At 66.8% G+C, this 14,912-nt stretch carries 9 protein-coding genes; 4 read left to right on the top strand and 5 right to left on the bottom strand.

From position 1 onward, the window contains the following. Positions 1–30 precede the first annotated feature (30 nt). Together C7411_RS12625 and C7411_RS12620 are read right to left on the bottom strand one after the other, a co-directional pair. Entirely contained in the window at positions 31–1,473 is a 1,443-nt protein-coding gene (locus C7411_RS12625) for an HDOD domain-containing protein (protein WP_110384656.1), read from the bottom strand. A gap of 48 nt (positions 1,474–1,521) precedes the next feature. After that, positions 1,522–3,486: a putative bifunctional diguanylate cyclase/phosphodiesterase gene (locus C7411_RS12620; RefSeq protein ID WP_110384619.1), complete on the bottom strand. Its 1,965-nt coding sequence runs from the start codon at positions 3,484–3,486 to the stop codon at positions 1,522–1,524. Positions 3,487–3,892: 406 nt separating this feature from the next. Between C7411_RS12620 and C7411_RS12615 the strand changes: the two genes are divergently transcribed. The 4 genes from C7411_RS12615 (at position 3,893) to C7411_RS12600 (ending at position 6,868) form a co-directional block, all read left to right on the top strand. Next, complete coding sequence (locus tag C7411_RS12615; protein WP_110384618.1) at positions 3,893–5,185, top strand: EAL and HDOD domain-containing protein; 1,293 nt, start codon at positions 3,893–3,895, stop codon at positions 5,183–5,185. A 167-nt stretch (positions 5,186–5,352) separates the two neighbouring features. Beyond that, positions 5,353–5,916 (top strand): peroxiredoxin, encoded by a 564-nt coding sequence (locus tag C7411_RS12610; RefSeq protein WP_110384617.1) that lies wholly within the window; start codon positions 5,353–5,355, stop codon positions 5,914–5,916. A 139-nt stretch (positions 5,917–6,055) separates the two neighbouring features. After that, positions 6,056–6,523, top strand: coding sequence for a hypothetical protein (locus tag C7411_RS12605; protein WP_110384616.1), 468 nt, complete (start codon positions 6,056–6,058; stop codon positions 6,521–6,523). Between the two features lie 81 nt (positions 6,524–6,604). Continuing rightward, the gene (locus tag C7411_RS12600) at positions 6,605–6,868 is read left to right on the top strand and encodes a hypothetical protein (RefSeq protein WP_110384615.1); all 264 of its coding nucleotides are present in this window, start codon (positions 6,605–6,607) and stop codon (positions 6,866–6,868) included. Positions 6,869–6,919: 51 nt separating this feature from the next. Here C7411_RS12600 and C7411_RS12595 read toward each other — a convergent pair whose 3' ends face one another. The 3 genes from C7411_RS12595 to C7411_RS12585 are packed head-to-tail and all read right to left on the bottom strand — an operon-like array spanning position 6,920 to position 14,720. Next, positions 6,920–10,219, bottom strand: a complete 3,300-nt coding sequence (locus C7411_RS12595) for an efflux RND transporter permease subunit (protein ID WP_110384614.1) — start codon at positions 10,217–10,219, stop codon at positions 6,920–6,922. Between the two features lie 4 nt (positions 10,220–10,223). Next, complete coding sequence (locus C7411_RS12590) at positions 10,224–13,346, bottom strand: MdtB/MuxB family multidrug efflux RND transporter permease subunit (RefSeq protein ID WP_110384613.1); 3,123 nt, start codon at positions 13,344–13,346, stop codon at positions 10,224–10,226. Between the two features lie 6 nt (positions 13,347–13,352). Next, positions 13,353–14,720, bottom strand: a complete 1,368-nt coding sequence (locus tag C7411_RS12585; RefSeq protein WP_110384612.1) for an MdtA/MuxA family multidrug efflux RND transporter periplasmic adaptor subunit — start codon at positions 14,718–14,720, stop codon at positions 13,353–13,355. Between the last annotated feature and the right edge of the window lie 192 nt (positions 14,721–14,912).

Below are 14,912 nucleotides of genomic sequence, written 5' to 3'. Positions count from 1 at the left end.
GCCCCGGCTCAGTCCGGACCCGGTCGAAACTTATGCAGTCTGCGCAACGTGCGTGAAGAAGCGCGCGAGCTGCTGCGCGAGATCGTTCAACGCGCTCATCTCTTTCTGTGAAATGCGGCGCGGCTCCTGGGTGACGACCCAGTCGCCGTACATCAGCGCAACGGGCTCGACGCCAGGCGCGCCCACGGGCAGAAGCACGAACGCACGTGCGTCGTCGAAGCTCGAGCGATACCAGCCGGGCAGGCGCGCAAGTATCTTTGCATCGCGCGCATTCTCGATGAAGATGCCGACCTTGTTCGCGATGGCGAGATGAAACACGTCGGGCTGGAACGCGGCGGAAAACGCGAGCCTGGGCAGCACATCGCCCATGTGCGGGCCGAAGCCGTGCTGCGCCTCGAACATGTTCGCCCCGCGTCGCACGAACACCACGCTGCGGGCGAAACCCAGGCCCGCGAGCACGGTTTCGGTCGCGAGCGTGAGGGCGGTGCCGAGCGCGCTGTCGGCCGGCAAGGCGCGCAGATCCTCGACGCCGGCCGCGATGCGCGCCTCGGGATCGAGCGCTTCGCGGGCAATGGCGTCGGCGTTGGCGCGCAATTCGACGATCTCGCGCATGACGCCATCTTCGGCTTCCTCGCGCGCGAGCGCGAGGCTCATCTGCACGAGCACATCGGCATCGGTCGAGAGCGCGCGGCCGTAGTGCTGCGCAAGCTCCGCAATGTGCGTCTCGCGCATTTCCTCGGAGAGGCCCGCCGTGGTCAGCACGCGCGCGACTTCGGTCGAATAGTTGGTGATGGCGCGCAGCCACTGTGCGTCGCGCGGCTCCTTGTCGGCCGGGTCGTACTGGCGCATGCCGGAACGGATCGTGTCGGGCAGGCGCCAGCGCGTGGCGGCTTCGAGGCCGAGTTCTTCGAAGGTCACGCCGAGGACGTTGAGGCAGGCCTCGTCGTCGCTCGATCCTTCGTCGATCTCGCGGCGGATCTGGTCCCACTCGGGTTCGAGATAGAACACCACGAGCAGCTTGCCCACCTGGCGCATGAGCGTGCAGACCACGGCCTCTTCGCCCGCGCGCAGGTCGCCGTGCTCGGTGAGCTTGCGCGCGACGCAGCCCGAGAGCATGGTGCGGTTCAGTTCGAGCTTGGCGTCGATGCGGCGCGGCGCGCTGTGGTGAAAGTGATCGACGATCTTCAGGCCGACGACGAGATGGCCGACGGCGTCCATGCCGAGGACCATCAGCGCGCGCGTGACGGTCGTGATGTTGCCGCCGAACGCCATGTACATGGCCGAATTCGCGAGACGCAGCACTTTCTGCGTGAGCGCGAAATCAGAGAGCACCACCTTGACGAGCGCGCTGAAATCGTAGTCGTCGTTCGTCATCGCCGCGACCGTGGTGCGCAGCGATTGCGACAGCAAGGGGAAATCCCCGCGTTCGTTCATGCGGGCCCACAAGCGGTCTAGCAGGACGGCCTTTACCATCTGAACCATGTCAATTTCGCGAAAGCCCTGCTGTTTGCGACGCCCGCATCATTGCGCCTCGTGCACGTGCAACGCACCCGAAACGAAGCGCTGCTGCAATTCTTCTGAAGGCAGCGCCTTGCAGACGAGCCATCCCTGGATATGCTCGCAACCCATGTTCGTGAGCAGCTCGCGCTGCGCCTCCGTTTCCACGCCCTCGGCCACGAGTTCGAGATCGAGCGTACGCGCGAGCCCCACCACCGCGTTGACGATCGCCTGATCGTTGCGCGAAGTGATGAGGTTCTCGACGAAGCTTCGATCGATCTTCAGCTTCGAGAGCGGGAAGCGCTGCAGGTACGCAAGACTCGAATACCCCGTGCCGAAGTCGTCCACCGCGAAGCGAATGCCAAGCGAGGTGAGCTCTTCGAGCAGCGTTTTCGCATGCTGCGGATCGTGCATGAGCAGGCTCTCGGTGATCTCGAACACGAGCCGGCCCGGATCGACTCCGGTGAGCTCGATCGCCTCCTCGACACTTTCCCTGAACCGCGGATTGCGGAACTGCTGGGGCGACACATTGACCGCCATGTACTGCAGTTCGATGCCTTGCTCGTCCCATTGGGTCAGTTGCATACAGGCAGCCTTCAAAACCCAATTGCCGAGATAATTAATCAGGCCGACGGATTCCGCAAGCGGAATAAACGTTGAAGGCGGCACGAGACCGTGCAATGGATGTTGCCAGCGGATCAACGCCTCCACGCCGACCACGCCGCGCGACGCGCTGCTCGTGATGGGCTGGAAGTGTAGCGAGAATTCGCCGTTGCGCACACCGTCGTAGAGGTCCGACTCCAGCTTCAGGCGCATGGCGTCGGTGGGATCGTCGTCGGGCACGTGCAACGTCAGCGTATTGCCGCCGATCGCCTTGGCCTGCTGGAGCGCCTGATCCGCGCGGCGGATGAGCGGCGTGGTGTCGGCGCCGCCATCGGCCTTGTTCGCGCCGGCGGCGTCCGGGCGCTGGTCCGGATGGAACGCAATGCCGATGCTCGCCGAAAGGTGCACGGGCTGGTTGCGAAACGAGTACGGCTGCAGGATGGAGGTGAGCAGGCGCCGGCCGAGCGTTTCGGCGGCGGCGCGCACTTCGTCGGGGGCGGCGTGGCGTTGCGGCGTGATCAGGATGGCGAACTCGTCGCTGCCGATGCGCGCGATCGTTTCGTCCTGCAGCGCGAGGTGGGTGAGGCGCCGCGCGGTCTCGCGCAGCAGCTCGTCGCCGGCGTCGTAGCCGAGCGCGCGGTTCACGCGCTGATAGTCGTCGAGGTCGAGCAGCAGCAGCGCCACCGGCACGCCGAAATGGTCCGCGTCGGCCTGGGCGCGCTGCAGCGCGGGCGCGAGCGCAGTCTGGTTGGGCAGGCCGGTCAGCGGGTCGTGATGGAGCGCGTGGGTGAGCGCGGCCTCGGTGCCCTGCCAGCCGGAAACATCGAAGCCCGCCACGGCGAAGCCGGCCGTCTCGCCATACTGGGCGCGCTGCACGCGCAGCTCCACGGGAAGGGGGTAGGTGAGCGCCTTGACGAGGTCGATCGTGTCTTTTTCCACGGCGCCGCTGTGCGCGGCGCGTGCGATCAGCGCCTCGAGGCGTTCGTGATGCCCGGGCGTGACGATGTCGGCGAGCGTGGAGCCGAGCAGGAACTCGCGGTGATACCCCGCGAAGCGCAGGCTCGCGTCGGAGACGTAGAGAAAGTGGAGCCCCTCGTCCACGTGCACGAGGAAGTCCACCGCGGCGGCGGTGTTCTCGAACGAGCGCGAAACGGCGTCGGCGTAGCGGGGTTCGGCAGCGGCAGGCGAAGCGGGGGCGAGCGGTGCGGCGTCCCGGTGGTCGGCTGCCCGCGCTGCGCTCGGTGCCTGCGCGGCATGTGGCGCGTTCGCGTCGCGAGGCACGGGCGGGTCGCCGGCAATGCCCCTGGTGCCGGCAAGCGCGTAAAGCCGGTCGATGACCGTGCGCAACCAGCCCTGGCGGGGCGCGGAGATCCTGTTCGCTTCCATGTCTGTCGCTGGCAACCCTTCGTTTGTCTGTGGTGTCCCGGCCGGTTTCCATGTCCGGCTGAAGGCGCCCATCAGAGCAGGTTATCGACCCCGGAGGAGAAATCTTTAGCCGCGGCGACCGAAATGGCACCTAACGCATAAACGTGACGGGAGATCGGTGCGGCGGCGTCCAGATTCGGTTAAAGTGGCGCCGGTCGAGACGCCGTTCGCCATGCGCAATGGGTCGGCGCGTGCAGCGCCCGTCTTGCCGGCCGCAGGGGCGGCCCGGCAAGACGGCGGCCATTACCGGCTATTCCATCCGTACGAGTCATCCGCCATGTCCGATTCATCGTCAGCGTTTGCCGCGCCGGCAAGCGAGGCTGCGCGAGACGATGCGGGCAGGGGCACCCCTGGTTCCGCGCCATCTATGCCGTCAGCTTCACAACCTGGCCTTGCGCCCGGGCCATCAACCGGTCCGCAGCCGTTCGTCTATCTCGGGCGGCAGCCTATTCTCGATCGCCATGGCGCACTCAACGCCTACGAGCTGCTGTTCCGCGGCGGCGCGCAGAACCGCGCGGACATCGACGACGACGCGCTCGCCACGGCCCAGGTGATGACGCGCACGATCGGCCAGCTCGGCGTGCCCGCGGTGCTCGGCCGTCACTACGGCTATGTCAACATCAGCCGCGAGCTGCTGTTCGACGACATCGTGCATCTGCTGCCGCCGGGCCGCTTCGTACTGGAGGTGCTCGAACACGTGCGCTTCGACGCCGCGGTTCTGGAGCGTCTCGCACAACTGCGCCGCGCGGGCTACCGCATTGCTTTCGACGACGTGTGCGAGATCACGGAGAACCTCCTGCGCGCGTTGCCCTACGCGGACATCGTCAAGGTCGACCTGATGCAGACCGAGCGCGCGGCGCTGCCCGGGCTGGTCGCGAGCCTCGCCGCGCACGGCAAGACGCTGATCGCCGAGAAGGTCGAGACAGTAGAAGACTTCGAACTGGCCTCGTCGCTCGGCTTCGAGCTTTTTCAGGGCTACTTCTTCGCGCGCCCGCAGGTGCTGCGCGCGCCGCGCGTGCGCGCTTCGCGCCTTGCGCTCGTGCGCCTGCTCGCGCTGGTGGCCAACGACGTCGGCACGGCCGAACTCGAGCGCGAACTGCGCAGCCACCCCGGCGTAGTGGTGCAACTGCTGCGTCTCGTCAATTCGAGCGCGTACTCGCCGGGGCGGCCGATTTCGTCGCTGCGCGAGGCGGTGCTCGCGGCCGGCACGCGCCAGATCGCGCGCTGGGCGCAACTGCTGCTCTACGCGAGCGGACGCGACCTGCCCTGGGGCTCGGACCCGCTCGTGCAGCTCGCGGGCACGCGCTCGCACTTCATGGAGCTTGCCGCGCGCAGCCTGAGCCCGCAGGACCCCGATTTCGCCGATGCCGCCTTCATGACCGGCATCTTCTCGCTCGTGCACGTGCTGGTGGGCTCGACGCCTGAGCACACGCTCGAACGTCTCGGCCTTGCACGCGAGATCGTCGAGGCCGTGGACGGTCATCGCGGCGCGCTCGGCACGCTGCTGTGCATCGCAACCGCGGCCGAGCGCGGCGACCACGACGGTGCGCAGCGCCTCGCGCGCGAGGCGGGCGGCATGTTCAACGCGCTCACGCCGCCGTTGCTGGCCGAGTTGAACCTGTGGGCCGGCGCGTGGTTCACGGCCTACGCCGAGGGTTGAAACAAGATTGTAAGGTTCGCGTTGGGGGCGCGCTGCGAACGCCGCCATTGTGTGCTCCAATATCGGCATCGCCGGCTGCGTGCCGTTATGCGTCTCATTTGCGTGACCAGCAAAATGCGCGGGCAAAACGCGCGCCGGCGCGGTGACTCAACTCGAGGACATTCGATATGAAACCGAGGTTCTTTGCGGCAGGAGCCGCGGCGCTCGTCTGCGCCGGGCTTGCGCTCTTTACCCTGTCTGCGCAGGCAACACTGAAGCCGGGCGATTCCGCACCCGACTTCACGACCCAGGCATCGCTGGGCGGCAAGACGTACACCTATTCGCTCGCTTCGGAGCTCAAGAAGGGGCCGGTGGTGGTGTACTTCTATCCGGCCGCGTTCACGAAGGGCTGCACGATCGAGGCGCATGAATTCGCTGAAGCGGTCGATCAGTACAAGCAGTACGGCGCGACCGTGATCGGCGTTTCGCACGACAACATCGGCACGCTCACGAAGTTTTCGGTGAGCGAGTGCCGCAGCAAGTTCCCGGTGGCCGCCGACGAAGACTCCAAGATCATCAAGTCGTACGACGCGTCGATGCCGATGCACGAGGCGATGGCCAATCGCGTGTCGTATGTGATCGCGCCGGACGGCAAGATCATCTACGAATATACGAGCCTGTCGCCGGACCAGCATGTGACGAATACGTTGCGCGCCGTGAAGGAATGGGCCGCGCAGCATCCGCAGCAGTAGTCGTCGCGAGTCATCGCGAGTTATCGCGATTCTCGGCGGTAAGCGGGGCCCGCCACGCGCGCGGGCCTTGTCGCGATCTGTCCCGCTCGTCCCTGCGCATCTGTCCTGGCCTTTCTCTTCCGCCGCACGGAATATCCGCATGCCGATCGTCGTTGTCCTGTTTGCTCTCGCCGCGCTCGTCTACGGCGCGTACTGGTCCTTCAACGCCATTGCGTCGCAGTTCGGCACGGGTGTTGCCGTGGGCGCAGCCGTGCTTGCCGCGGCGTTGTTCGTCGCGCTCATCGTCTGGTGGTGGCGCCGTATGCGTGAAGTGGCGCCCAACGTGCGCGGCGAAGGCGACTGGACGCACCGCGTGGCCGGCGCGTGGGGCGAGGCCCGTCTCGCGGCGGCCAAGCGGTTGTGCGAACTGACGCAGGGCGGGGCGCACGGCGCGTATATTTTCGCCGACCTCCAGGGTGCGCAGCCGGCGCGCGATGCCAACGGCTGGCACGTGGCGCTGCGCGTGGCCGATCCGAAGCGCCCGCTCTGGCAATTACCGATGCAAGGCGAGCGCGAAGCGAAGCGCTGGGCGCGTATTTTCACGCTGGCGATTGCGCAGAGGCTGTAAGCGTGGCAACCTCGGCACCGGGCCACGAACAGCATTGAGGCGGCGAACGCACGCATTGCGCCAGCCGCAAGGAGCAAGCAGATGAAACGTATCGCGTTGCTATGGCATGGGGTGAAGGGCGACGCGCGCGTGCTGTGGCACGCGCTGCGTCAGCCGGGGCGTCCCGTGTGGCTCGTGCCCGCCACGGCGCTGCTCGCGCTCTATGCGCTCGACCCGTTCAATATCGCGATGCCGCTCGCCGGTATCGTGGACGACGGCATCATCGTGCCGCTGGTGCTGCATCTGATCGTGCGTTGCCTGCCTGCGCGGTTGCGCCAGCGCGAGCCTCGAAGGGCGCGCGCATAAAAAAGCGGCGGATGCCACGCTTCAGCCGCTTTCTGCTGCAAGAACGCTCACTCACTCCGCCTGCGGCGCGCTCGCCCCGCGCCCGCGCTTCGCGTCCCACCACACACGCAGCCGGTCCATGTACAGGTACACCACCGGCGTCGTATAGAGCGTGAGCATCTGGCTCACGATCAGACCGCCCACGATCGAGATGCCGAGCGGCGCGCGCAGCTCCGCGCCTTCGCCGCGCCCGAACGCGAGCGGCAACGCGCCGAGCAGCGCCGCGCAGGTCGTCATCATGATCGGCCGGAAGCGCAGCAGGCAGGCCTGATAGATCGCATCGCGCGAACTCAGGCCCTGGCGCGAGGCCTCGATCGCGAAGTCCACCATCATGATCGCGTTCTTCTTCACGATGCCGATCAGCAGGATCACGCCGATCAGCGCGATGATGCTGAACTCCGTCTTGAAGAGCAGCAGCGCGAGCAGTGCGCCTACGCCCGCCGAGGGCAGGGTGGAGAGAATCGTGAGCGGGTGGATGTAGCTCTCGTACAGAATGCCCAGAACGATATACACGGCCGCGAGCGCCGCGAGAATCAGGAGCGGCTGGTTGTCGAGCGACTGCTGGAACGCCTGTGCCGTGCCCTGGAAGCTGCCGTGAATCGTCGCGGGCATGCCGATCTCGCCCATCGTGTCGTAGATCGCCTGGGTGGCGTCCGAGAGCGATTTGCCGGGCGGCAGGTTGAACGAGATCGTCGAGGCCACGAACTGGCTTTGGTGATTCACCGAAAGCGGCGTCGTGCCGGGGCCGAACGAGGCGATCGACGAGAGCGGCACCATGGTCTCCTTCGACGTGGAGACGGCTGCGCCCGACGACGCGCTCGACTTGCCGCTCGCGGCGAGCGAGTTGGTCGCGAGGTTGCGCGCGGAGTCGGCGGCGATGGCCGCGGCGCTCGACATCGTGGTGGCGGCCGTGCCTCCCGTCGAGGCGGTGGTGGGGCCCGTCACCGTGCCCGCCGTCGCATTGGTGCTCTGCGCGCCGCTCGCCGTGCCGCCCGAGGTGCTGACCCAGATCTCGTTGAGCATGGTCGGGCTCTGCCAGTACTTCGGCGCGACTTCCATCACTACGTGGTACTGGTTCAGCGGGTTGTAGATCGTCGAGACCTGGCGCTGGCCGAAGGCGTCGTAAAGCGTGTTGTCGATCTGCGAGGGCGTGATGTTCAGGCGCGCGGCGCTCTGCCGGTCGATGTTGATCATCGACTCGAGGCCGCCTTGCTGCTGGTCCGAATTCACGTCGGCGAGTTCGGGGCGCGCCTGCAGCGCCTCGGTGAGCTTCGGCCCCCACTTGTAGAGGTCGGCGGTGTTGTCCGCGAGCAGCGTGAACTGGTACTGCGCGTTCGACTGCCGGCCGCCCACGCGAATGTCCTGCACCGCTTGCAGGAAGGTGCGCGCGCCCGCCACGTTCGAGAGCGGCCCGCGCAGTTGCGCGATCACCTCGTCGGCGGAAAGCTTGCGCTCGCTCTTGGGCTTGAGCGAGACGAACATGAAGCCCGCGTTCGTCGCGCGGCCGCCGGAGAATCCCGCGACCGATTCCACCGCCGGGTTCGCCTGCACGATGCGCATCATCTCGGCGAACTTCACCTTCATCGCCTGGAACGAGGTGGCCTGGTCGGCCTGGATGCCGCCGATCAGGCGCCCCGTATCCTGCTGCGGGAAGAAGCCCTTGGGCACGACCACGTAGAGCGCGACGTTCAGCGCGATGGTCGCGACGAGCGTGAGCAGGATGACGAACGGATGCGCCAGCGCCCAGCCGAGCGTGCGCTCGTAGCCGCCCTGCAAGCGCAGGAAGCCGCGCTCGAGCCACTGCGCGAAGCGGCCTTCTGCCTTCTTCTCGTGCGCCTCCTCGAGCAGGCGCGAGCACATCATCGGCGTGAGCGTGAGCGAGACGGCGAGCGACACCGCAATGGCGAGCGAGAGCGTGAGCGCGAACTCGCGGAACAGGCGCCCGACAATGCCGCCCATCAGCAAAATCGGCAGGAATACGGCGACGAGCGACACGCTGATCGAGAGCACCGTGAAGCCCACCTCGCGCGCGCCGAGCAGCGCCGCCTTCATGCGCGGCACGCCGTTTTCGATATGCCGCGAGATGTTCTCCAGCACGACGATGGCGTCGTCCACGACGAAGCCGGTCGCGATGGTGAGCGCCATCAGCGAGAGGTTGTCGAGCGAGAAGCCCATCAGGTACATCGCCGCGAAGGTGCCGACGATCGAGATGGGCACGGCCACGCTCGGAATGAGCGTCGCGCGCCAGTTGCGCAGGAACAGGAACACCACCATCACGACGAGCGCCACGGCGATCATGAGCGTGCGCTCGGTGTCCTTGAGCGAGGAGCGGATCGTGACCGAGCGGTCGGATGTCGGGATCACCTCGACGTCGGCGGGCAGCGACGCCTTGAGCTGCGGCAGCATGGCGATCACGCGGTCCACGGTCTCGATGATGTTCGCGCCCGGCTGGCGGTAGAGGATCACGAGTACGGAACGCTTGCCGTTGGCGAGCCCGATGTTGCGCAGGTCTTCCACCGAATCGACGACTTCGCCCACGTCCGAGAGCTTCACGCCCGCGCCGTTGCGGTAGGCGATCACGAGGTCCTTGTACTGGCTCGCCTTGTTTGCCTGATCGTTGGTGTAGAGCTGAAAGCGCTGCGGGCCGAATTCGATATCGCCCTTCGGACTGTTCGCGTTGGCCGAGGCGAGCGCCGCGCGCACGTCTTCGAGGCCGATGCCGTAGTGAAACAGCGCGTGCGGCTCGAGTTCCACGCGCACGGCCGGATTCGCCGAGCCGCTCACGTCGACTTCGCCCACGCCGTCCACCTGCGAGAGCGACTGCTGCAGCACCGTGGCAGCCGAGTCGTAGAGCTGGCCCGCGGTGAGCGTGGGCGAGGTGAGCGCGAGAATCAGAATCGGCGCGTCGGCGGGGTTGACCTTGTGGTAGGTCGGGTTCTGCCGCAGGCTCGTGGGCAGGTCCGCGCGCGCGGCGTTGATCGCCGCCTGCACGTCGCGCGCCGCGCCGTCGATGTCGCGGTTCAGGCCGAATTGCAGCGTGATGCGCGTGCTGCCCACCGAGCTTTGCGAGGTCATCTCCGTGACGTCGGCGATCGACCCCAGGTGCCGCTCCAGCGGGCTCGCCACGCTGGTTGCCACCGTTTCGGGGCTCGCGCCCGGCAAGGTGGCCTGCACGGAGATGGTCGGAAAGTCCACCTGCGGCAGGGGCGCGACCGGCAGCTTCGTGAATGCGAAAAGGCCGGCCAGCGCGATGCCGATGGCGAGCAGCGTGGTCGCGACGGGGCGGGAGATGAACGGGCGCGAGAGATTCATCGCGTCAGCTCTGCGACGAAGACGATGCCGCGCCGCGCGATCCGCTGCCGAAGCGCTGGCGCAGACGCTGCGCGATCCGGTCGAACGCGAGGTAGATCACAGGCGTCGTAAAGAGCGTGAGCGCCTGGCTCACGATCAGGCCGCCCGCAATCGCGATGCCGAGCGGCCGGCGCAGCTCGCTGCCCGCGCCGAAGCCGAGAATCAGCGGCACGGCACCGAGCAGCGCTGCCATCGTCGTCATCATGATCGGCCGGAAGCGCAGCAGACACGCCTGGTAGATCGCCTCGCGCGGCGGCTTGCCTTCCTGGCGCTCGGCCTCGAGCGCGAAGTCGATCATCATGATGGCGTTCTTCTTCACGATGCCGATCAGGAGCACGATGCCGATGATGCCGATGATGTCGAGGTCGTGCCCGGTCAGTATCAGCGCGAGCAGCGCGCCGATCCCGGCCGACGGCAGCGTCGAGAGGATCGTGATGGGGTGCACGAAGCTCTCGTACAGCACGCCGAGCACGATGTACATCGTGACGATGGCCGCGAGGATCAGGAACAGCTCGTTGGACAGCGACGCCTGGAACGCGAGCGCGGCGCCCTGGAAGCGCGTCTGGAACGAGCCCGGCAGGCCGATGTCCTTTTCCGCCTGCTGGATCGCCTTCACCGCCGCGCCGAGCGAGGCGCCCGGCGCGAGGTTGAACGAGACCGTCGTGGCCGGGAACTGCGAGAGATGCGTGACGAGCAGCGGCGCGGGCCGCTCGTGGAACTTCGCGATGGCCGAAAGCGGCACCTGGCCTGTGGCCGAGGTCGAGGAGGGCAGGTAGATCGAGTTCAGCGCGTCGGTGTAGTGCTGCAGAACCGGATCGGCTTCGAGAATCACGCGGTACTGGTTCGACTGCGTGAAGATCGTCGAGATGATGCGCTGGCCATAGGCGTCGTAGAGTGCGTTGTCCACCGTCGCGGGCGTGATGCCGTAGCGGGCCGCGCTTGCGCGGTCGATCTCGATGAACACGGAGCTGCCCTGGTCCTGCAGGTCCGTCGCCACATCCGCGAGTTCGGGCAGTTGCTGCAGGCGCTGCACGAGCTTCGGCACCCAGGTCGTGAAGTCCTGGATCTTCGGCGTGGTCAGCATGAACTGGTATTGCGTGGGGCTCACCGTCGAGTCGATCGTGAGGTCCTGCACCGGCTGCATGTAGAGCGTCGCGCCCGGCACGTGGGCCACGCTCTTTTGCAGGTCGCGGATGATCTCGCTCGCCGTTTCGCTGCGGTCGTCGCGCGGCTTCAGGTTGATGAGCATGCGGCCGCTGTTGAGCGTGATGTTGGTGCCGTCCACGCCGATGAACGACGTGAGGCTTTCGACGTTTTCGTTCTTGAGAATTTCCGCGGCGAGCGCCTGCTGGCGCTCGGCCATCGACGCATACGACACCGATTGCGGCATCTGCGTGATGGCCTGGATCACGCCCGTGTCCTGCACGGGAAAAAAGCCCTTGGGTACGATCACGTAAAGCATGCCGGTGAGCACGAGCGTGATGAGGAACACGATCATCGTGAGGCGCTGGCGTGCGAGCACCCATTCGAGCGCCACGCCATAGCGGCCGATCACATAGTCGAAGAACGCATGCACGCGCGCCTCGAAGCGGTGGCTTTCGGGCGGCGGCGTGTGGCGCAGCATCTTCGCGCACATCATCGGCACGAGCGTGAGCGAGACCACGGCCGAGATCACGATCGTCACCGCGAGCGTGATGGCGAATTCGTGGAACAGGCGGCCCACCACGTCGCCCATGAAGAGCAACGGAATCAGCACGGCGATGAGCGACACCGTCAGCGAGATGATGGTGAAACCGATCTGCCTGCTGCCCTTTAGCGCCGCTTCGAGCGGCGTGTCGCCCGCCTCCACGTAGCGCGCGATGTTCTCGATCATGACGATGGCGTCGTCCACCACGAAACCTGTCGCGATGGTGAGCGCCATCAACGACAGGTTGTCGAGCGAGAAGCCGCACAGATACATGACGGCGAGCGTGCCGATGAGCGAAAGCGGCACCGAAAGGCTCGGAATGATCGTGGCGTAGACGTTCGCGAGGAACAGGTACATCACGAGCACCACGAGCACCACCGACATCAGCAGTTCGAACTGCACGTCGCGCACCGAGGCGCGGATCGTGGTGGTGCGGTCGGTGACGATCTGCACGTCGAGCGACGAGGGCAGCGATTCCTGCAATTGCGGCAACAGCGCCTTGATGCTGTCCACCACCTGGATCACGTTCGCGCCCGGCTGGCGCTGCACGTTCAGGATGATCGCGGGCGTGCCGTCGGCCCATGCGCCGAGCTTGGTGTTTTCCGCGCCCTGCACGATGTTCGCGACGTCGGTCAGCATGACGGGGCGGCCGTTGCGGTAGGCGATCACGGCGTCTTTATAGGCGTCGGCGTCGGTCAGCTGGTCGTTCGCGTTGATCGTGTAGGCGCGCGTGGGGCCGTCGAAGTTGCCCTTGGGCGTGTTGACGTTCAGGTTCGAGATGCTCGTGCGCAGGTCGTCGAGATTCAGGCCGTAGGCCGCGAGCGCGCGCGGATTCGCCTGGATGCGCACCGCGGGGCGCTGGCCGCCCGACAGGCTCACGAGGCCCACGCCCGCCACCTGCGAGATCTTCTGCGCGAGGCGCGTGTCGGCGAGATCCTGGATCTGCGTGAGCGGCAGCGTTTTCGAGGTGATCGCGAGCGTGAGGATCGGCGCGTCGGCGGGGTTGACCTTGGCGTAGATCGGCGGCGCGGGCAGGTCCGAGGGCAGCAGGTTGCCGGCCGCGTTGATGGCGGCCTGCACTTCCTGCTCGGCCACGTCGAGCGGCAGGTCGAGGCTGAACTGCAGCGTGATGACCGAGGAGCCCGCCGAACTCTGCGACGACATCTGGTTGAGCGACGGCATCTGCCCGAACTGGCGCTCGAGCGGCGCCGTGACCGAAGACGTCATCACATCCGGGCTCGCGCCCGGGTAGAAGGTCTGCACCTGAATGGTCGGGTAATCGACTTCGGGCAGGGCGGAAAGCGGCAGGAAACGAAGCGCGACGAGGCCGACCAGCATGATCGCCGCCATGAGCAGCGCCGTGCCGACCGGCCGCAGGATAAAGACGCGGGATGGATTCATGCTGGCTTACTGGGCTGGCGTCTGCGAGGCGTGGCGGTGGCCATGACGCGCGCCCGACGCCGCGCCGGCCCAGGAGGCGCCGCTCGCGCCGGCGGCTCCCGACGCCGCCTTCGCGTGTTGCGGATGCCCGGCGGGAATCGTGATCTTCGCGCCTTCGCGCAGACGGTCGGAGCCGTCGGTCACCACGCGCTCGCCCACGGCGAGGCCCGAGGCGATGCTGGTGCGCTCGGCATCGACGGGGCCGACCTTCACGAGCCGCACCGTCACCGTGTTGTCGGGCTTCGCGACGTAGACGTACTGTCCCTGCGAGCCGTTGAGCACAGCCGAAGTCGGCACGATCACGGCGTCGTGGATCGTATCGACGAGCAGGCGCGCGTTCACGAACTGGTTCGGGAAGAGCGCTTGTTCATGGTTCGTGAAGCTCGCGCGCAGCTTGACGGTGCCCGTGGTGGTGTCGATCTGGTTGTCGATGGTCTGGAGCGACCCGGCTTCGAGCATCGTGGTGTTGCTGCGGTCGTAGGCCGTGACCGGCATTTTCGTGCCCGCGCGCAGCTGCTTCATGATGGGGGGCAGATTGTCCTCCGAGGTCGTGAAGATCACGCTGATCGGCTCGAGCTGCGTGAGCACGACGATGCCGTTGGTGTCGCCGGGCGTCACGTAGTTGCCCGGATCGACCTGGCGCAACCCCACGCGGCCCGATACGGGCGCCGTGATGCGCGCGTAGGTCAGGTCGAGCTTGTAGGTATCGACGCTGGCCTGATCGGACTTGACGGTGCCCTCATACTGCTTGACGAGCGAGGCCTGCGTGTCGACCTGCTGGCTCGCGATCGAGTCTTGCGAGAGCAGCGTCTGGTAGCGCTTGAGGTCGAGGCGCGCCGTGGCGAGCAGCGCCTCGTCGCGGGCGAGCTGGCCTTCGGCGTTGGCGAGCGAGATCTGGTACGGGCGCGGGTCGATCTGCGCGAGCACATCGCCCTTTTTCACCATCTGGCCTTCCTGGAAGTAGACGTCCTGAAGCGTGCCGGATAGTTGTGTGCGCACCGTGATGTCGGCAAGCGGCGTGACCGTGCCGAGCGCGGTGATGACGATGGGCATGTCGCCGGCCTTCGCCGTGGCCACGCTCACGGGCTGCGGCATGTTGCCCATGGCGCCCGGACCGCCGTGACGCATGCGCGCGCCGGCCGCCGCGGCGGCGTTGCCGCCCGAGGGCGCCTTGTTCCACGGTTGCCAGCGCGCGAGCACGATGCCGGCGATCACGACGACCACACCCAGCGCGATGATGAACTTGCCCTTGCGGCGGCTCGCGGCGGCCGGCGCGGGGGCCTGCGGCGTCGTTTCTTTACGGGGGGAATCCGGGCGCTTTTCTTGTTGATCCATCGGTCAGGTCGGTAACAGGTTCTCGAAGCGGGGGGCTCGAAGGCTCTTGGCTGAGCGCACTGCGGGGTGCCGGCCGCGAAGCGCACGCAAAAAACGCAGGGAGCCGGCGCAGCGGGGGCGCGCCGATACTACGCAGATCGTGCGCAAGCACGATGTCAGGACGCGCCGCGCTGCGGCTCCAGTCCCGCGCCA

The organism is Paraburkholderia silvatlantica, from assembly GCF_003096715.1.
GTDB lineage: Bacteria > Pseudomonadota > Gammaproteobacteria > Burkholderiales > Burkholderiaceae > Paraburkholderia > Paraburkholderia silvatlantica.
The sequence above is the reverse complement of the archived record's forward strand: the minus strand, read 5'-3'. Positions and strand labels throughout refer to the sequence as shown.

Coding starts and splice junctions, on each gene's coding strand:
- C7411_RS12615 (WP_110384618.1), top strand. CDS start 3,893: ATGCCGTCAGCTTCACAACCTGGCCTTGCGCCCGGGCCATCAACCGGT.
- C7411_RS12600 (WP_110384615.1), top strand. CDS start 6,605: ATGAAACGTATCGCGTTGCTATGGCATGGGGTGAAGGGCGACGCGCGC.
- C7411_RS12595 (WP_110384614.1), bottom strand. CDS start 10,219: ATGAATCTCTCGCGCCCGTTCATCTCCCGCCCCGTCGCGACCACGCTG.
- C7411_RS12590 (WP_110384613.1), bottom strand. CDS start 13,346: ATGAATCCATCCCGCGTCTTTATCCTGCGGCCGGTCGGCACGGCGCTG.
- C7411_RS12605 (WP_110384616.1), top strand. CDS start 6,056: ATGCCGATCGTCGTTGTCCTGTTTGCTCTCGCCGCGCTCGTCTACGGC.
- C7411_RS12610 (WP_110384617.1), top strand. CDS start 5,353: ATGAAACCGAGGTTCTTTGCGGCAGGAGCCGCGGCGCTCGTCTGCGCC.
- C7411_RS12585 (WP_110384612.1), bottom strand. CDS start 14,720: ATGGATCAACAAGAAAAGCGCCCGGATTCCCCCCGTAAAGAAACGACG.
- C7411_RS12625 (WP_110384656.1), bottom strand. CDS start 1,473: ATGGTAAAGGCCGTCCTGCTAGACCGCTTGTGGGCCCGCATGAACGAA.
- C7411_RS12620 (WP_110384619.1), bottom strand. CDS start 3,486: ATGGAAGCGAACAGGATCTCCGCGCCCCGCCAGGGCTGGTTGCGCACG.